At 63.5% G+C, this 17,332-nt stretch carries 14 protein-coding genes; 8 read left to right on the forward strand and 6 right to left on the reverse strand.

Features of this window, described 5'->3' with window-relative positions; all coding sequences use genetic code 11:
- Positions 1-71 precede the first annotated feature (71 nt).
- The gene (locus ACFXOO_RS03180; RefSeq protein WP_394562750.1) at positions 72-1,361 is read left to right on the forward strand and encodes a VWA domain-containing protein; all 1,290 of its coding nucleotides are present in this window, start codon (positions 72-74) and stop codon (positions 1,359-1,361) included.
- Positions 1,362-1,369: 8 nt separating this feature from the next.
- Here the strand turns inward: ACFXOO_RS03180 and ACFXOO_RS03185 are convergent, their stop codons facing one another.
- Positions 1,370-1,813, reverse strand: coding sequence for a helix-turn-helix domain-containing protein (locus tag ACFXOO_RS03185; protein WP_394562751.1), 444 nt, complete (start codon positions 1,811-1,813; stop codon positions 1,370-1,372).
- A gap of 138 nt (positions 1,814-1,951) precedes the next feature.
- Here ACFXOO_RS03185 and ACFXOO_RS03190 point away from each other — a divergent pair, with 138 nt between their 5' ends.
- The 4 genes from ACFXOO_RS03190 to ACFXOO_RS03205 all read left to right on the forward strand — a co-directional run bounded on the left by ACFXOO_RS03190 (position 1,952) and on the right by ACFXOO_RS03205 (position 8,725).
- Positions 1,952-3,151: a DUF2130 domain-containing protein gene (locus ACFXOO_RS03190; RefSeq protein WP_394562752.1), complete on the forward strand. Its 1,200-nt coding sequence runs from the start codon at positions 1,952-1,954 to the stop codon at positions 3,149-3,151.
- A gap of 1,349 nt (positions 3,152-4,500) precedes the next feature.
- Positions 4,501-7,245, forward strand: coding sequence for an AAA family ATPase (locus ACFXOO_RS03195; protein WP_394562753.1), 2,745 nt, complete (start codon positions 4,501-4,503; stop codon positions 7,243-7,245).
- 318 nt (positions 7,246-7,563) lie between these two features.
- Positions 7,564-7,995 carry a Pycsar system effector family protein gene (locus tag ACFXOO_RS03200; protein ID WP_394562754.1) on the forward strand — a complete coding sequence of 144 codons (432 nt, stop codon included), beginning with the start codon at positions 7,564-7,566 and terminating at the stop codon, positions 7,993-7,995.
- A 1-nt stretch (position 7,996) separates the two neighbouring features.
- The gene (locus tag ACFXOO_RS03205; protein ID WP_394562755.1) at positions 7,997-8,725 is read left to right on the forward strand and encodes an adenylate/guanylate cyclase domain-containing protein; all 729 of its coding nucleotides are present in this window, start codon (positions 7,997-7,999) and stop codon (positions 8,723-8,725) included.
- A 26-nt stretch (positions 8,726-8,751) separates the two neighbouring features.
- Here ACFXOO_RS03205 and ACFXOO_RS03210 read toward each other — a convergent pair whose 3' ends face one another.
- The 3 genes from ACFXOO_RS03210 to ACFXOO_RS03220 form a co-directional block, all read right to left on the reverse strand.
- On the reverse strand, positions 8,752-9,660 hold the full coding sequence (locus tag ACFXOO_RS03210; protein ID WP_394562756.1) for a hypothetical protein: 909 nt from the start codon (positions 9,658-9,660) through the stop codon (positions 8,752-8,754).
- Positions 9,661-9,674: 14 nt separating this feature from the next.
- On the reverse strand, positions 9,675-11,429 hold the full coding sequence (locus ACFXOO_RS03215) for an AAA family ATPase (protein ID WP_394562757.1): 1,755 nt from the start codon (positions 11,427-11,429) through the stop codon (positions 9,675-9,677).
- Positions 11,430-11,847: 418 nt separating this feature from the next.
- Positions 11,848-12,027 (reverse strand): helix-turn-helix domain-containing protein, encoded by a 180-nt coding sequence (locus ACFXOO_RS03220; protein ID WP_394562758.1) that lies wholly within the window; start codon positions 12,025-12,027, stop codon positions 11,848-11,850.
- Positions 12,028-12,139: 112 nt separating this feature from the next.
- Between ACFXOO_RS03220 and ACFXOO_RS03225 the strand changes: the two genes are divergently transcribed.
- The gene (locus tag ACFXOO_RS03225; RefSeq protein ID WP_394562759.1) at positions 12,140-12,754 is read left to right on the forward strand and encodes a hypothetical protein; all 615 of its coding nucleotides are present in this window, start codon (positions 12,140-12,142) and stop codon (positions 12,752-12,754) included.
- A 469-nt stretch (positions 12,755-13,223) separates the two neighbouring features.
- Here the strand turns inward: ACFXOO_RS03225 and ACFXOO_RS03230 are convergent, their stop codons facing one another.
- The gene (locus tag ACFXOO_RS03230; protein WP_394562760.1) at positions 13,224-14,879 is read right to left on the reverse strand and encodes a phage tail sheath family protein; all 1,656 of its coding nucleotides are present in this window, start codon (positions 14,877-14,879) and stop codon (positions 13,224-13,226) included.
- Between the two features lie 158 nt (positions 14,880-15,037).
- On the opposite strand from ACFXOO_RS03230, the gene ACFXOO_RS03235 reads away from it, so the two are divergent.
- Both ACFXOO_RS03235 and ACFXOO_RS03240 read left to right on the forward strand, forming a co-directional pair.
- Complete coding sequence (locus ACFXOO_RS03235) at positions 15,038-15,709, forward strand: hypothetical protein (protein ID WP_394562761.1); 672 nt, start codon at positions 15,038-15,040, stop codon at positions 15,707-15,709.
- 121 nt (positions 15,710-15,830) lie between these two features.
- Entirely contained in the window at positions 15,831-16,883 is a 1,053-nt protein-coding gene (locus tag ACFXOO_RS03240) for an alpha/beta hydrolase (RefSeq protein WP_394562762.1), read from the forward strand.
- Between the two features lie 12 nt (positions 16,884-16,895).
- On the opposite strand, the gene ACFXOO_RS03245 is transcribed toward ACFXOO_RS03240, so the two are convergent.
- The gene (locus ACFXOO_RS03245) at positions 16,896-17,243 is read right to left on the reverse strand and encodes a hypothetical protein (protein ID WP_378837962.1); all 348 of its coding nucleotides are present in this window, start codon (positions 17,241-17,243) and stop codon (positions 16,896-16,898) included.
- Positions 17,244-17,332 lie beyond the last annotated feature (89 nt).

A 17,332-nucleotide genomic window follows, 5' to 3' on the forward strand; every position in this document is an offset into this window, starting at 1 on the left:
TTGCTTGCGCAAAGCGCGGCACTGGCGTATGCTGAGCGCATAACCAATGCTCTACTGTACGAAGGAATGCCATGAAGATCACCACCCAGTTGGACATTAATGTTGTCGCGGTCGACCTCGATGATGAGGTGACGATCATGCTCGACCTGGAGGCGCCGGCCACTGATGCTGACCAGCAACGTCCGCCAGCTTCGCTCGAGATCGTCCTCGATCGCAGTGGATCGATGACCGGAGCGCCGCTCGAAGGCGCGAAGGATGCGTTGATCGCGTTGGTGCGTCGACTCGAGCCGACCGACAACTTCGGTCTCGTGACGTTCGACCACACCGCGCAGGTGGTGGTGCCCGCGGGCCCCATTTCCGACAAAGAAGAAGTGATCGCGCAGATTCGCCGCGTCACGACGGGCGGAAGCACCGATCTCGGAGCGGGGCTCCTGCGCGGTCTTCGCGAACTGAAGCGCGCTGCGCGCGGTGGGGGCACGTTGCTCGTGGTGTCTGACGGGCATGTCAATGCGGGGCTCCGCGACGTGAACGACTTCGCTGGCGTCGCTGAGAAGGCGCACATGGACGGCATTGTCATCTCCACGCTCGGCTATGGCGAGCACTACGACGAAACCCTCCTGACAGCGCTCGCGCGCTCGGGCTCGGGTAACCACGTGTTCGCGAATGATCCGGATGCCGCGATCGCCGCGATCGCCGGTGAGGTCGCGGGTCTGCTGGCGAAGGCGCTCCAGGCGGTCACGCTCACACTCGTGCTCCGGCCGGCGGTCGAGATGATGCGCCTTTACAACGATCTGCCCGGCCACGCGCTGCCGGACGGTCGCATCATGATCGAGATCGGCGACCTGTATGCCTCCGAGAAGCGGCGACTGCTGATGAAGCTGAAAGTGCCCGCGATGGCTGATCTCGGATCCGTCGAGGTGGCAACACTCGAGCTCGAGTACATCGAACTGCCCAGACTCATCCAGCACGCCGCGAAGCTGCCGGTCGGGGTGAACATCGTTCCGGGAACGGATGCCGCACGCCGCCTCGTTCATCCTGTCGTCGAGTCGGAGAAGCTCTTCCAGGAAGCTCAGCACGCGAAGAAGCAAGCCTCAGAGGCGTTCGAGCGCCACGAGGTCGGATCGGCCCGCGCCCACCTGGTCGAGGCGAAGTCACACCTCAGCCGTGCGCTCTCGCTCGTGCCGGTCGAAGCCGCTGCAGAGTTCGAGAAGGAGATCGCATCCGTCGATCGGATGACTGATATAGCTTCGGAGCGCTCCACCGAGTACATGTCGAAGCTCAGCCGGTCGTCGTACCACCAGATGAACCGCAAGCGCGGTCGTACTGACGACTCCGGAATCGATGGGTCCAGCGCGGTCTGACGGCGGGGTCAGCTGGTGGAGCGGCTGCGGTCTTCGACGACGCCGGCCATGACCTGCATCTGCACACGGGAGAGGGCTTCCATGCGGACAGAGGCGGGCAGCGTCTCGAGTTCTTGAACGGCCCGCTCGATCGCCTCATCGATGGAGGGGCGTGCGCTTCGGGCGGGCGCCCCTGCTGACCTGAGCGCGGGGAGCTTCTCGGCGGTGGCGAAGAGGTCATCCAGCGACATTCCCAGGACTCGGGAAAGGGTCATCTGGTGCTTTGCCGACGGGAGCCGGTACCCCGTCTCAAGCTGTGCGATGTACGGATACGACAGGTCAGTGGCGCTGGCCAGATCTTTGCGACTCATGCCGAGCTCCTCCCGGCGGGCAGCGATGCGCTTGCCGAGCGCGAGGTCGCCGGTTCGCGGTGACGAACCGACCACGCGAGGATTCTGGCTTTCCGGAGGCATGCTTCTATGCTCTCAGAACAATCAGCTCCATGCAATCGGCACCGAAAGTTTGCGTAAAGCATAGAAATGGGGTTGCGAACAGCGGAGCAGCGAGGGTATGCTGAGCGCATAGGAAAATATCCGCCAACAGGAGAAGTCATGAACGAGATCAAGTGCCCGCACTGCGCCACCGTGTTCAACATCGATGGGGCCCAGTACGCAGACATCGCCCAGCAGATTCGTAACGTGGAGTTCGAGAAGGATCTCCACGCGCGGCTTGCCGAGGCTGAACGCGCCAAGCTGACCGAGATCGCCCTCGCTGAGGCACGCGTTGCCCAACAGGCGCAGACGGCCGCAGTGGCCAAGGATGTGCAGATCCAGACGCTGAAGGCCGAACTCGACAAGGCCGCCACCGTCCAACAGCTTGCCGTCACGACGGCAGTCTCGGCGACCGAGAAGCAGCTCATGGAGGCGAAGAGCCGGCTGGCGCTGCAGAAGGCAGAGCAGGATGCTCGGGATGCCGCGCTCAGCGCATTGCACTCCAAGGAGCTTGCGCTCAAGGACGAACTCATTGAGCGCTATAAGGACATGAAGGCCCGGCTGTCCGTGAAGCTGCTGGGCGAAACCCTCGAGCAGCACTGCGAGACCGACTTCAATCGCATGCGATCGCTCGCATTCCCGAATGCCGAGTTCTGCAAGGACAACGACGCTTCCGGTGGCACGAAGGGCGACTACGTTTTCCGTGACTTCAACGAGGACGGCATCGAGTATGTCTCCATCATGTTCGAGATGAAGAACGAGTCTGACCTTTCGTCGACGAAGAAGAAGAACGTCGATTTTCTCGCCAAGTTGGACAAAGACCGCAACGACAAGGGCTGCGAGTACGCGGTGCTCGTGTCGATGCTCGAAGAGGACTCCGAGCTCTACACCGGCATCACAGATGTGTCACATCTGTATCCGAGAATGTTCGTCGTCCGCCCCCAGTTCTTCCTTGCCATTGTCGCGCTGCTGCGGAATGCGGCCCAGGACACCATCCTGGTCAAGGCCGAGCTGGAGCAGGTGAAGAGGCAGAACATCGACATCACCGATTTTGAGTCGGAGCTCGAAGGCTTCAAGTCGGCGTTCGGCAAGAACTACGATCTTGCCAAGCGCAGGTTCGACGTTGCGATCAAGGACATCGATGTCGTCATCGATCGCCTTCAGAAGGTCAAGGATGCCCTGCTCGGATCGGAGAACAACCTCCGCCTCGCCAACGACAAGGCGGTGAGCCTCAGCATCAAGAAGCTCACCAAGGGCAACCCGACGATGCAGGCGAAGTTCGCCGAGCTCGAGGCGCTCGACAATGAAGAGGCGGCGTGACTGATCAGGGCGGGCCCTCGATGGGTAGCCTTCACAGAATGACCTGGAAGAAGGGGAGTCCGCGGTGGAGAAAGCACAGCTCGGAGATTTAGCGCTTGACACGCTCGTCGGTATGCGGGGCGCCCGACTGTACCTGTTGACGCGCGAACGGAATGCTTGGCACAGCACAACGAGTCGCCGCTACAGGGGCCCCACAAGCCTCACACCCAGCATCGACGGAGCAAAGCGCGAGGCTGAAAGGTGGAGAGCATCGGGCTCATCATTCACCGTCCAACAAGTTCCGAGTCTTGTGCTCATCGGTGAGGTCTACACCGTGGCCATCACAGAGTTTCATTCCAACGACGCGTTCGCCGGCTGGGACACTGCCAACGAGCCCCTGCTGGTGCGCGGCACTCAGTTGAGTCGGGTGCACCACGCATTAGGTGCCAAGAGTGCTTGGGGTGACATCCGCCCTAGCGAGCACTCCTGGGTCTCGGGGATCTTGGCACGCGAGACGAAGGTTGAGCCCCTGCCCGCGCGTGGATACAAACAGTGGCATTCGACCTCGTGGGGCTCGGAGTATCTCCTCGGTTGGATCGAGGGCCCTGGTCGCCACGAGTCACGCGGCGTGCGTCGAGTTCTTCGTCACTACAAGCACGCGAATGGGGATGGGTCGGGGGCGACGGGTACTCGCCCGCCCGCCTAGCGAGGGGAGCGCCCGGCTACGCCCTCACCGATCATGCAGGAGAGGGGCAGGCTCCGGTGCTCGGCGCAGCGCGTTGCAATTCCGTGGGCAACTATCGGTGTCTTCAATCGTGCGGCTTGTGTGGCGCTCGGGATGAAGTCCATCGTCAGCCGGGCGCTCGAGTCGTGGGGACGCATGTGCCCATCTTGGCGCGTGCGCCGAATGTGTTGAGTGACTGGTCGATGTCTCGCGCAACGAAGTCGCTCGATGATTTTCTGCGGTTGAGATCGCCACAAATATTCACCGAGTTGCTGTGATCTAGGGTCAGCCGTGCTCGGCCGTCTGTGTGCTCATGGCGTTCGGATCAGGGAGCAGTGGAGCAACAGAGCCAACAGGATTCAAGCCCAGACGCGCGGTCACGTTGCGGCGCAGTTCTGACGATCCCAGGTCAAGGTGCTTCCCATGGCCGCCGCGGGGGCGAAGCGAAGAAGCTACCTCCACCACAGCACCTTCTCCGCGGAACGACCGAAGAGCTTTGCGACCCAGACCATCCGACGCGAAAAAGAGAAGGCAATGCACGCAGGCACCAAGGGTGGGCGACGCCCTTTGAAACCACTCTGCGACAGTTTCCTGCATCGCGTAAAAATCCCTGGATAACTGTGAAAACCTGGCCTACTCTGGCGCCATGCGAGGAGGCCTGGAGCGATGGAAGAGGGGCGCTGAATCCCGCGGAGTTCGGCAAGCGATCTCGTACGCGCTCGAGGGCACGTGCGACGCCCATGTGCACAACTCGACGGGCGCCGAAGCGCTCGAGGCATACGGTGCAGCATCCGACTCGACTGTCTCTCGGTTCATCGTCGACAACGGCGTCATCACGACGGACCAACTCACGGCAGGGAGCCTCCGAGTCTGGCTTACCGGATACGACCCGATCACGGGGGAGGAGCGAGGTCACCAGCGCCTGAGCCCCGACGCCGATCTTCTGCTCGACGGAACGCTCAATCACCCGAAGACCTACAGCCTCGCCGCGTTGCTACAGCCCAAGCTCGCTGCCGAGCTTGAAGCGCTTCAGGACCGTTTGCGTGACCGCATTGTGCTCACGTGGCAGACCGAGATCAACGCGCGGCGCGGGCATGGCGGGCTCGTCCGCGAGGGCGTCACCCGCATCGAGGTCGTCGAGCTACAGCACCGCCGATCCCGGGCGCTCGACCCGCACATCCACCGCCACCTCTGGCTGAACATCAAAGTGCTCGGCGCGGACGGCAAGTGGTCGAACCTCGACTCGCGAGTGGCGATGAAGCTGCACACGGTCATCAACGCCGAGGGCGAACTCGCCGCCCGCACAGACCCCGCGTGGATCGCTGCGCTTGCGCGTCACGGATACACACTCGACGACTCGGGCGAGATCGCCGAACTTGTCGGCGCCGTCCGCCCGCTCTCGCGCCGGTCGGCACAGATCGAGGCGAACCGCGCACGCCTGATCGGGGAGTGGTCGGCAGCGCACGGAGGATCCGCGCCGAGCGTCGACGTGCTCCATCAAATCGACCGGCGCGCGTGGGCGGTCGCGCGACCGAACAAGCCGGCCGACCTCGATGAAATCTCGTGGGAGTCGCGCGTCCGCGACGAAATCGCGGCGATCGATCCGAATCTGATCACCGCGCGGGCACCAACAGCCGTGGCCGCAACAGACCTGCATGCCCTCGATCTGGATCTACTCGCTGCTGCGGCGGTTGTGGACGCGGACGAACGGTCCACATCGAGCGGCGGGCGGTTCAGTACCTTCGACATCCGTGCCGGCGCAACGCGCGTGCTCTCACGCACCGGGATCGTTGCGCCGCGCGATCAGCTCGACGGCGTGATCGTCGCGATCACGACGCGTGCCGCGAAGGCCGTCTATCGGCTCGTTGCGGAGGTTCCGTCCGCGCACGTGAAGGCCTACATGGCCACCGAGACAGTGCGCGCGAAAGTGCGCCTCGCTGGACGCCTTGACGTGCTCGCCAGGCTGGGGCGCTCGCTTCTGCCCGATGAGTTGCATTGGTTCGCGGCCAACGAGGACATCTCGACACTGGATGCTTCGCAAAGCGTGGCGGCGTGCGCGATCGCCGGGAGCGACGGGCTCGTGACGGTCACCGGCCCCGCTGGCACAGGCAAGACGACGATGCTGCGTGTTGCGTTCGCAGCGCTCGCGGCGCAACGGCGGCGGATGCTCGTCGTCGCTCCGACCCGGAAGGCGGCGTCGGTGGCGTCCCGCGAGGTCGGGGCTGCGGCATCCAGTATTCATGCACTCCTCCTGGACCACGGTTTCCGGTGGAGTGCCGACCAGGCTGGCGCGATGGCATGGACACGACTGCGCGTCGGGGAGATCGATCCCGGCACGGGTGCCGCATATCGCGGGCCGGCGCAGTACGTGTTGAGTGCTCGCGATCGGATTGTGGTCGATGAAGCGGGCATGGTCGATCTGCAGACCGCGACCGTCCTCGTCGACCTCGCGATAGAACAGGGGGTCGGGATTGCATTCGTCGGGGATCCGCACCAGGCGCTGCCGGTCGGGCACGCGGGTGCGATGGGTTCGGCAATTCGGCACGCGAATGCGGCGGTCGAGCTCGATACGGTGCATCGGTTCCGCGATCCCGAGTACGCGGCGCTCACGCTGCGGCTGCGCAACACGGGTGATCGCGACCACGCGCTGGCGGTCGCTGGTGAACTCGCGGAACGCGGTCACGTCGAGCGGGTCGATCATCATGACGCAGCCCGTGAGCGGATGATCGACGCCTACTTCGAGTGGCACGCGCGCGGCAGACGGGTGACGTTGGTCTCAGGTACCAACGCTGAGGCTGATGCCATCAACGATGCGATCCAGCAGCGGCGAGTCGACCAGGGCGAGCTAGATCCCGGCGCGGTCGCGTGGGGGATGGGGGAGCAGCGCATCCTCGTCGGCGACACCGTCCAAACCCGCCGCAACGACCGGCTCACAGGTGTCGAAAATCGTGCGCAGTGGATCGTGCGCTGCATCCGAGACGACTTCGTCCATCTTGTGTCGGGCGGCGACAGCGGCGAGTTGCGGCGAGTGCCTAACGAGTATGCGCGGGAGCACCTGCAGCTCGCTTACGCGTCGACGGTGCATGGCGTGCAGGGCGACACAGCCGATGCCTCCGTGGTCGGGCCGGATGTAGACGCGGCCGGCCTGTACGTCGGCCTCACCCGCGGCCGGGTGCACAACGCCGCGATCGTAGTTGCCCGAACGGATGCTGCCGCCCGCGAGTGCCTCGCCGAGTCGATGCAGCGCGGTACGCCGGAGCTGACGATGCAGGATGCTGTGCGCGCGGCTCAGGCGGAGATGCGGCGCGCAGCGCGAGCGCGGGACATGGCGGCGATGGGGACTGGTCCGGTTACCGGGGCGCCGAGTTCGGGACGTGGGATGGGGATGTAGTGGCGTTCGGATCGCGGGAGCGTAGCGGGCAGACTCTCGAGCCGGCCATCGGGCGGGGCGTACTGGGGCATAAGTTTCTTCGTGTCATTGGGTGTTCGATTCGAGATCGCCGACCGAACAACCCGTGGCTACCGGAACCTCGGCGTGACTGTCACCCGAGCTATGTACGGTAGCCCTTGTGAGAGGGGCACCATGAGACTTATCTGGGGTCGATCCGGTTCGCCAGCGCCTGACCATGCGTGGCGGGCATTGTCTACCACGAACGAGTGGATCCGACACGCAGACGCCAAGACCGCGATTGTCGTAGCGTTCATCGGGGTGACTGCTGGCATGCTTGTCGCGGTTGGGCGAGATGTCGACGCCTGGACACCTAATCTGCGAGGACTCGTGATCCTCGATGGGGTCGCGCTCCTTTTAGCACTCGCCTTTGCCGCGGCTGGCCTCTTCCCGCGCACCAGGGCCGGACGAAAGTCCGGCGAGAAGATTTCGGAGGCAGACGTCGAGGCTAACCTCCTCTTCTTTGGCGACGTTTCCCGCATCTACAAGCAACGTCAACCGAGTTATCGCGACGTACTGGCATCGTTGACTTCGAACCCCGCGGAACTAACGGCCCAGATCGCCGACCAGATCTACGCAAACTCTAAGATCGCGAGCACTAAGTTTTTCTGTGTCAACTGGGCGATACGACTAGAACTGAGCGGCGCGTTATTACTCTCAGCTGTAGTGGTCGTAGATATCGCAGGGGTGTGAGATGGACGGAAACCACAAGCCTTATGACTGGGCGGCGAGCTTCGCGCGTATCGAGGACATCCTTGACCAGCCGCCAGGTCAATTTGAGGAGACGGACGCCCTACCCGACCGCGACCGACTCACATTCACCAATGGTTTCAATGCGCCCTGCTCCGCGCTGTTTGTCGATATCCGTGACTCCTCAGGGCTCACCGCTGAGTACACCCGTCCAGAACTGGCAAAGCTTTACCGCGCGTTTATTTCCGAGATGGTTGCCGTCTTGAACGGCCACCCTCGGGTGCGAGAAGTGAATATCGTCGGTGATTGCGTATGGGCGGTTTACAACACACCGCAGAAGACGAACCTGCGCGAGGTTTTCTCAGTCGCAGCTCGCGCGAATAGTCTTATGAAGATGCTCAACAAGGCGCTGACCGCGCGGGGATACGAGCAGGTTCGCGTCGGGATGGGTGTGGACTATGGACGCGCCCTCATGATAAAGGCGGGGTACAGCGGGAGCGGACTTAACGACGTCGTTTACATGGGCGACGTCGTCAATCGAGCGTCGCACCTCGCCCATGAGGCTGGGCGCGACGGGCGTCCGCCGGTATTCATCGGCCCCGTCTTTCACCGCAACCTCGACGACCATCGCAAAAGCCTCACTCATGAACGGACAATCTCAGGACTCGGAAAAGTTTTTGCGAGCAACCCGATTCGGTCCGAGATCGAAGAATGGATGGACAGCAATCTGTAGGTCTACTGCTCGTCGCAACTCGCGCGTTAGGTCGTCAGATGATCAACGATCGTTCCAACTATGACTCGACCTTCTTGAACAGTAAAGTGCACGCGGCCCTCGGTTGGGGTGATTTTCGTGTGCCACTCGCATGTGACGGTTACTCCGTCGACCACGAACTTGCGCTCATCCATAGCCGCCTTGTTCTTGTGGGTCGACGGGCTGTCCAGCGAAGCCTCTATTCCGAGTGATCCGAGTTGTTGTTCGCGCATGCGTGTGTCCACGTGATCTCGCCAAATCCGCTGAGCGTGATCGTTAAGGACACCGATGTGGTGGAGGAGAACGGCGGGACTCATGCCACGGGGCAGGGCATCCGCAGCACGCGTCCATGCACCAGTTGCGAAGTGGACGCGTGGGAAGAGCTTTTCCGCGTGGGCTTCCATCTCGGGCAAGCCCCAAGACTGACGACTCAGCCAGGCGCGCCATGCGAGCGACGGATCATCACTAGGCGTCCCGAGAAGCTGACTGGGTGCTGTCGCGCACGCGCTGCACGCAGGATCTGATAACTTGCCCGGCCACGCACGCAAATCGGTCGCGAGAGCCAGTTCTGCCGTGGCGTCGGCCGAACCAATATCCAAGGCAAGGCGCGCGACATTGTCCGGATGGCCCCAGAACGGGCTGTACCCCGCTGCGAAGTGAGGCTCGCAAATTGCCCGCGCTGGGTCGGAGATTGGTGCCGGACGCGAAACTATCCGACCCGTGATTCGGTAGAGATCGTGTTTCGGCAGCCCGTTTATAGCCGGCATGCTGCCGAGAAGCTCTCCAAGGGCTTCGAGGGTTTGCAATCCGATGTACTGGTCTCGACGAGCCGTCCAAGCGTCGAGGCGTCTCCAAAACTCCAGACTTGAGACGTTGCGCTCGGAGGGAATTACGAGTTCGGGGTCGAGAATCGACAACACTCCACTCGTCATTAGGGCTTGCCGCTCATGCGCTTGACGTTTGCTTCGAGGATCGCAGATGTGTCATCGTCTGGTGAAGTCAAGAATCCTGCTGGCCACTCGGACAGATCACCATATTCGTTGAAAGTTAGTTCCCGCGTTTCGGTGCCCTCCTCCGAGGGCTCGACAAAGACCACCTGTACTTGGCCTTTGTCAATCGAACCTTCGGCGACGCGGCGGCGTACTCGTGTGATCAGCGCCTCGCTATGAGTCTCAACGACGACGGTGATGTCATGTCTGGCATTGGCGAGGAAGTCGGCGAGGCGAGCTTGCACCGCCGGATGCAGGTGGAGCTCCGGTTGTTCGACTATGAACAACGACGACTGTGGTGCAGACAGCATTCCCACGACGAGTGGTAGGGCTTGGCTAACGCCGACACCGACAGCTGTGAGATCGCGCTTTTGACCCGACAGCGTGACTTCCAGCCCAACACCGAGCTTGCCATGATTACTAGTAGTAATGCTCTCACCGATGTCCAGAAACCGAAGCCAGTCATCGACTGCGACATCGAGACGCTCTTGGCGTACTTCACCCGTCGGGTCGGTGTAGCGCACGATGTCATCGCGAGATCGTGCCAACACTGCGGCGCTGTACTCGCCTCTAGTTCCTACCGGAAGGCCACGCGTCAGCTCGTTCCACTGATTCCAGACCACTCGGGGCTCGTCCCGGAGAGGGCCGAGGTACTGCACTCGGTCTGCCAAATCAATGAGCTCGCGGGAAAGACCTCGAAGTACGGTCAAAGTGGGGCCGAGAGTGTCTTCGAGAAGTGCTTCGAGCAGTCCACGTGGACGTAGCGAGGCGCGCCGTGCTCGATCGAAAAGAGGGGTGACAACCTGCGGATTGGATGCTCGCTGTCCGCTGGCGTGCGAGATCGCGAGCGCCCGGGCATCATCGTCGAGCGCATTCCACGCGTCGCGGAATCTGTTGGGAGACCACGACCGATCGAACAGAAGTCCACGGAGGCGAGGGTCGATTGAGTCGGCCGCTCTCATCGACTCGGTCAAGAGGCGCGAAAACTCGCGAAACAGCGTGTAGAAGTCGAGTTCGGTTACGGCATCGAGGAGTATGCGACTGGGCGCGACTCCACGCACCATCTGGTCAAGCAATGGCTGGATCGCGCGCCGATAGGCCAGCGCGATTTCACTCGGACGACGAAGCTGAACGAGATATTGGGGCAGGATGCCGCTAAACAAGACGTATGTCCGAAGGACTCTAGCGTCCGAGGAGAAGAGCGACTTCGCGTGAACTGCATCGGTGAGTCCCCCGGGCACGGAGTCGAGTGCACTCGAGCTGTCCTGTGAACGCGCCCACTCGTGATCTAAGACGAGTGGCACAGTGACTCCAGCGCCAGCAAGGTCTGACGCGACGAGGCGTTGAACGACCAGCGATGCACCGTCCGGGCTGGGAACAAGACGGATCTCTGCCCGCAGCGACCGGCTCTCGTCGTCCGGATGCTGGTAGTCGCTTAGGCGGTAGTCGATTGATAGACCAATAGTTTCGCTTGAGGAATCCGTTCGAACAAGGTCGCCAGCCTCACCCAGCCGCACCAAGGGCCCGTTCAATACGACGGGGCCCTCGTGATACAAACTTTGCGCGCTCATTAGGAGCGATTGGACGATCGACGACTTACCGCTGCTGTTCACTCCTGCAAGGATTGTGAGCGTACCCGGCTCGAGATTCAGCTCGGCGCGTCGCAACCCCTTAAAGTCTCTGATACTCCAGCGCATCTCGCCCCATCCATCGCCAACGCTCCAAGGAGACACTATCGAGTATGGTCCGCGTGCCCGGAAAGGCGGCGGGCACGCGCCGGCACCTGACCGACCCCGCTCGTGAAGCACCGAGCAATTCCCTGCCCGCCGCGTCCATGTGCCACTGCCGCGACTACTCATCCAGCGCATTGCCGCGAGCGCCCCCGCTGACAAGCGTCGACACTCGACATCTTGCGGCAGTCGCGGGTCGCATAGCTCCCGGCGCACGATGCGTACCGGGCTACACACGTGTTGCTGCAGTACTGGCCGGCCCTCCCACTGGAAGCCAAGGTGAGGGGCTAGCGAGGAACGCAACCTGTTCAATTAGCGTGCGCTCGTTTGAGGCCACGAGCGGGAGAGCCGATCAGTTGATCAGATGTGCAGCACGCAAGTGGATCTAGGCGTTAATCCCGAAAACCCGCAGCAACGGGACGCGAGGGATCATCCGGCGCGGGCCAAGCTGAATCGTGGGTATCGTCCCGCTTTCGATGCCGAGCTTGATCGTGCGGTAGTCGACGCCGACGAGTTTCGCCGCGTCCTTCATGGTCAGCGCGAGTGAGGTGGGTGACGTGCTCATGACATTCTCCTTCGGTGGGCAACTAATGACATCACTTGCTCACGCACTGTACACCCATGAACGATTGATGTCATTGCTTGCTCAGAGTTGGACGAACTGACAAACTCGCAGCATGCCCGAACTCGTCATTGAACAGGTGGACGCGGACATCATCGCTGCGGGGGACGGCATCCACATTCCGCGCTCGTGGCGCGCAGTCGTCACGGGTCTCCCCGAGATTCCGGGCGCGGTCCATGCGCGCATCGTGTACGACCCGATACTGCGGCGCGCGGTGGCTGAGTCGGTTCGGGTCGACCGCAATGGGGCGGGTGATGAGGTGACCACGACGCTGTTGCGCGATATTCGTGTGCAGGCGATGGTGAAATGGGCTGCGAGTCGCGTCGTCCGCATCGACCGTGAGGGGGGAGACACCGAGTCGTATGGCGACTACATCAGGCGCCTCCGCCGGGAGGAAGAGCGCTCGGAGGAGCAGAACCTGCGCGAAGCGGTCAAGCTGTATCGACTCGGATCGGTGATCAACGACGGCCCCCTCAAGGTGGTCTCCGAGGAGCTCGGAGTCAGTATCAGCACGGCAACCCGGATGATGAATCGAGCCCGCGTCGCCGGTCTCGTCGACGAGCAGACCGGTCACGAGGTCTACCTCCAGGCCCGAGAACAGCAGCTTCGCGAGCAGTTCACCGGGCCTGTCGTCGGCCCGGGGTCATCCGGTCCGTCGATCGGCCGCTGAACGCAACGTTTCTATGATTCGTCCGCGCAATGTTGGCGTGGGAGGTGCCGCACCGTGATTTCTCGAGTTTGTGCACTTCTGGTCTTCCAGCACTGATGGGCTGGTCAATGTGCGCAGGATTATCGGTGTTCACGGATGCGGGCAAAAGCGGGTCTCGAGAATGCCCCATCTAGCCCCGGAAACACGCGGGTTTTCTTGCCCGCAATTTGCCCGTATCTCATCTGCAGCTCGGTGTTTCTGCATGTTCCGCGATGTGGTCGCACTCTCGAAAACCCGCGTAATTCCGCGGAAGTTGCACCTAGATGCAGCGAAGTGCAGCTCGCGAAAACGCGCATTTTCGGATTCGAGTCCCTCCAGGGGTCTCGCACCCTCTGCCTCCTTATGTTGGCCGTCGTCAGCGCGACGTATCCCCGTCGCGCGTGGACTTCGTTGAAGGCTACTGGCCCCCTCACTTCGTAACGCGCGCCACCTACTTCCCGTCCAACTCCACCCGGAACTTGAATTTCTTGTAGGGGTCGGCCCGGCGCGCATTGACGCCGGACGGCGCCACTTTCCGTTCCCTTGCTTCGGCGGACGTCCCGCCTGCCTTCTGCTGAACTCGAATGATGACGAACTCGGCTGGTTTGAGCGGCGCGAATCCGACCTGGATGTTGACGACGCCGGCGTCGATGTCTGACTGCATCGTCGTCTCGTTGTCGCACTTCACGAAGTAGGCCTCGCGCGGTGTGGTGCCCTGGAACGCCCCCTGGCGGAAGAGGTCGTTGAGGAAAGCGCCCACGCTGGTCCGGATCTGCGCCCACAGCCGCTCGTCGTTGGGCTCGAACACGGCCCACGCCGTACCGCGGGATAGCGACTCTTCTATGTAGACGGCGGTACGACGGACCGCCAGGTACTTCCACTCGCTCGCGAGGTGGTCGGCGCCCTCGAGGGTGCGCGCACCCCAGACCACAGGGTTGCCGTCCGGGAGCAGGCGCAACGAGTTCACCCCGGTCGCATTGAGTTGACCGATCTCGCCGTCCGTCAGAGGAATCGATAGTTGTGGCACGCCATTCAGCACTGCCTCCTGACCGGCCGGCGCCTTCCACACTCCGCGCGTGGCATCCGTGCGAGCGATCACACCGGCGACAGCACCCGACGGCGCGAAAGCCTCGAGCTCGTTGTTCCGCAACGGGTTCGGCTGCATGAGTCGCGGGAAGTAGACGGCGGCGTTCCTGCTCGTAGGGAGGTTTGCGACGCCGGCCGCCGCGGCAGACGCCGACGTCCACCCACTCGGGGCGTCGACGACGAACAGGGCGCGCCACTGCGCGGCGTAGGCGGCGACTTCGTCGATGATGTCGATGTCGCCCGCTGCGCTGTATGGCGGAATCACAAGGAGATTCACCATGTCGGCGTCCTCGAGCGCGTAAAAACCCTTCTTGCCTGCCTGGAAGTCCGTGCCTCCGATGTAGTCCTCCCGCACCAGGGCCGCGCCGTCCGAGCCTCCCGCGAACGGCTTGCTGGTCGCGTCGTCCGTCCATATCCGGTCGGCCAGGACGGCGGGCCCGGTCTCGCTCGGGCGCTCCGGCGAGAGCCTCTGCACGCGAGCAAGCCCGGACTCGCTCTCCAGAACGCGGTCGAGGCGACGGGGGTGGTCCTCAGGGCTGACAGCGACGTCACGGTGCGTCTCGATGAGCCCGGTGGCGCCATCGCGGATCGTGACGTTGAAGAGCTGACTGTCGGCGGGGTCCTGCGTCTGGTGGTCGTAGCGGACCCGAAGCTGGTCGCCCCATTCGCCGACACTGGCTGCCTCCAGCGTGAGCGAGTCGAGCGTCACCTGCGCCTTCTCCGCGGCCACCGAGGTGTCCTCACCGGCCTGCTCACCGTGCACGAGGCGCACGATCACGGCGGTGCTGCCCCCATTGAAGAAGAAGTCACGGACGGCGAAGCCGAGAGCAGACTCCCGCCACAGTCCGCCGAACGTGCGCTCGAAGTCGCCGAAGCTCGTCACGGTGACGGGCGATTCAATCGGTCCGCGCGAGGCCCGGCCGACGAACGCGGCCACGGACGTCGAGACCCCGGCGATCGGGCGGAATCCGCCCGGCACCTCCTCGACGTACACACCGGGGTACGTAGGTTCTGATGGCATGACGACCTCCGGGCGGGGCAGCAGTCGGCGGGGTACGGCTCCAACGCGGAGTCAATCCCTCGGGAGGTGAGCTGTCAAGCGGATGCCTATTGCGAGAGCGCTGGAGGCTGCCGGGGCGCTCGACGCTTCTGGGCCGCCCCGAAGCCTAAAGTGGGGCCATGTCGGAGAAATCGTCGGTCGAGTGGCTCGGCGTTCTCGTCCCCCGAAGTGAATACAACCCGGGTCTAGTGAAGGCTCGCGACCGATTGGCCGACTCTGCGAAGGCAGGGGATTGGCCGGCGGTGTTGGCCGTCCTCGATGGCGACGGAGCGTTCAAACCGGGGCCGAATGACTGGCGCGTGGAAGGCTCAAGCTGGTTCGGGCCGCTCCATCAGGCTGCGTGGCTCGGCGCCTCGGAGGACGTCGTGCGGGCTTTGATCGATCGGGGCGTCTGGCGGACGCTTCGCGATGCGGACGGCCGTCGACCAGTCGAGATCGCTCGCGAACGCGGCAACTCCGCACTGGTCGATGCGCTGACACCCACCTGCCAAGTCGCCCTCACCGCGGAAGGCGCGCACTCGATGAGTCGACGCCTTGCAACGCTCGTGGAGGATGCTGTGGCTCGGGCGGTCACGGCGCCGGTGTCAATTCGACACCTCGACGTGGAGTGCATCGCCGAGCGAGATGACAGCGTCTGGTTTCCGGTCCCCGGGATGTACGGAGGCTTCGCCGTGGAACTGGTCAAGCACAGGCTCCACGTCGAAAGCTGGAGTCGGGTCGTCGGCGGCTCGGGCCGCGCCTACGTGATCACGGCTGACCGGACCACGCTCGTCGACGAAGGATTCGTGTAGGCGAGGCCGTCGAGCCCGTCTGTCGCGAAGCACGCCGGCGAGCGCGAAGCACGCCGACGAGCGCGAACCACGCCGGCGAAGGCGAAAACTCAGATGGCCCCGCCTGCCAGACTGATCAACCATGAGCACGACCGACGCTGCCGCTCCCGCACCGGCCAAGCGGCAGCATCCGTGGCGTGGCACCAAGATCACGCTGGGAATCCTGCTCGCCGTGATCCTGGCGGTCGTCGGCGCGATGACGCTCACACCGTGGCCGTCCGCCATGCTCATCCGGGGCGTGTTCGAGCAGGGGGGCGCCGCGACGGTGGCCGAGATGACCCCGTACGTGCCCGACGTCGACCTGCACGTCGACCAGGCGATCCCTTACGCGGACGGCGGGGACCCCGCGACCACGATGGATGTGTTCAGCATCGCCGACGCCGGGGAGAAGCTGCCCGCGGTCGTCTGGATTCACGGGGGAGCGTGGATCTCGGGCTCCAGCGCGAACGTCGACCCCTACCTCCGCATCCTCGCCGCCCAGGGCTACACGACGATCGGCGTCAACTACAGCATCGGCCCCGAGCAGACGTATCCGACCGCCGTCACCCAGCTGAACGAGGCGCTCGCCTACATCTCGGCGCACGCCGACGAATTGAGGGTGGATGCCTCGCGCATCGTGCTCGCCGGAGACTCGGCCGGTGCCCAGCTCGCCAGTCAGATCGCGACCATGACCACCAGCCCCGACTACGCCGACCTGCTCGGCATCGCTCCGGCGCTCACCCCCGACCAGCTCGACGGCGTCATCCTGAATTGCGGCGTCTCCGACCTGGCGAACATGGCCGAGCTGCAAGGCCTGCCGGCCTGGGGGTTCAAGGTCGCACTGTGGGCCTACACGGGGAGCAAGGACTGGTCCGAGAAGGCCGCCGGCACGACGATGTCGACCATCGAGTTCGTCACCGAGGACTTCCCGCCGACCTACATCAGCGGCGGCAACGGTGACGGACTCACCTGGCTGCAGTCGATCCCGATGTCGCAGCGGCTCGAAGAGCTCGACGTGCCCGTCACCACGCTGTTCTGGCCCGCCTCGCACGAGCCGCAACTGCCGCACGAGTACCAGTTCCACCTCGACCTCGCCGACGCGCAGGACGCCCTTGCGCAGACGATTGACTGGCTCGACGCGACCACGGCGCCGTAACGGCGCCCCCGCTCAGTCGCCGTCGATCAGCTCCAGCAGAGCCCGCAACTGGTCGCGGATCTCGTCATGGTCGTACTGCCCGGCGCGGCTCTCACCCGAGATCACACCCGAACGGTGCACCTTGCGGAAGTCGCCGTACGGGAACGTGTAGGCGCCCTTCGTCTCGCGATTGGCGCTCTTGTCGATTCCGAGATGCCAGTGCGAGTACTCGGTCCAGCCGTTCTTGTCGATGAAGGCGTTCTCGTCGGCGGTCGAGGGCGCCGCTTCCGACCAGTCATCGCGCTCATCGCGCACGACATCGCCATCGCGGATGAGGGCGCGCGCATACGCGAGTGCGGGCTTGTTCAATTCGAGGGCCATGGTCAGGATGCTAGATCCTGGGCCGCGGCGTCACCCAGGGTCTTGACACGACCGTCCGATGACAATCACCAGGCTGGTGGCCTCCGCGC

It is taken from the genome of Microbacterium sp. P03, from assembly GCF_043556235.1.
GTDB lineage: Bacteria > Actinomycetota > Actinomycetes > Actinomycetales > Microbacteriaceae > Microbacterium.

Coding starts and splice junctions, on each gene's coding strand:
- ACFXOO_RS03180 (WP_394562750.1), top strand. CDS start 72: ATGAAGATCACCACCCAGTTGGACATTAATGTTGTCGCGGTCGACCTC.
- ACFXOO_RS03185 (WP_394562751.1), bottom strand. CDS start 1,813: ATGCCTCCGGAAAGCCAGAATCCTCGCGTGGTCGGTTCGTCACCGCGA.
- ACFXOO_RS03190 (WP_394562752.1), top strand. CDS start 1,952: ATGAACGAGATCAAGTGCCCGCACTGCGCCACCGTGTTCAACATCGAT.
- ACFXOO_RS03195 (WP_394562753.1), top strand. CDS start 4,501: ATGCGAGGAGGCCTGGAGCGATGGAAGAGGGGCGCTGAATCCCGCGGA.
- ACFXOO_RS03205 (WP_394562755.1), top strand. CDS start 7,997: ATGGACGGAAACCACAAGCCTTATGACTGGGCGGCGAGCTTCGCGCGT.
- ACFXOO_RS03215 (WP_394562757.1), bottom strand. CDS start 11,429: ATGCGCTGGAGTATCAGAGACTTTAAGGGGTTGCGACGCGCCGAGCTG.
- ACFXOO_RS03220 (WP_394562758.1), bottom strand. CDS start 12,027: ATGAGCACGTCACCCACCTCACTCGCGCTGACCATGAAGGACGCGGCG.
- ACFXOO_RS03225 (WP_394562759.1), top strand. CDS start 12,140: ATGCCCGAACTCGTCATTGAACAGGTGGACGCGGACATCATCGCTGCG.
- ACFXOO_RS03230 (WP_394562760.1), bottom strand. CDS start 14,879: ATGCCATCAGAACCTACGTACCCCGGTGTGTACGTCGAGGAGGTGCCG.
- ACFXOO_RS03235 (WP_394562761.1), top strand. CDS start 15,038: ATGTCGGAGAAATCGTCGGTCGAGTGGCTCGGCGTTCTCGTCCCCCGA.
- ACFXOO_RS03240 (WP_394562762.1), top strand. CDS start 15,831: ATGAGCACGACCGACGCTGCCGCTCCCGCACCGGCCAAGCGGCAGCAT.
- ACFXOO_RS03245 (WP_378837962.1), bottom strand. CDS start 17,243: ATGGCCCTCGAATTGAACAAGCCCGCACTCGCGTATGCGCGCGCCCTC.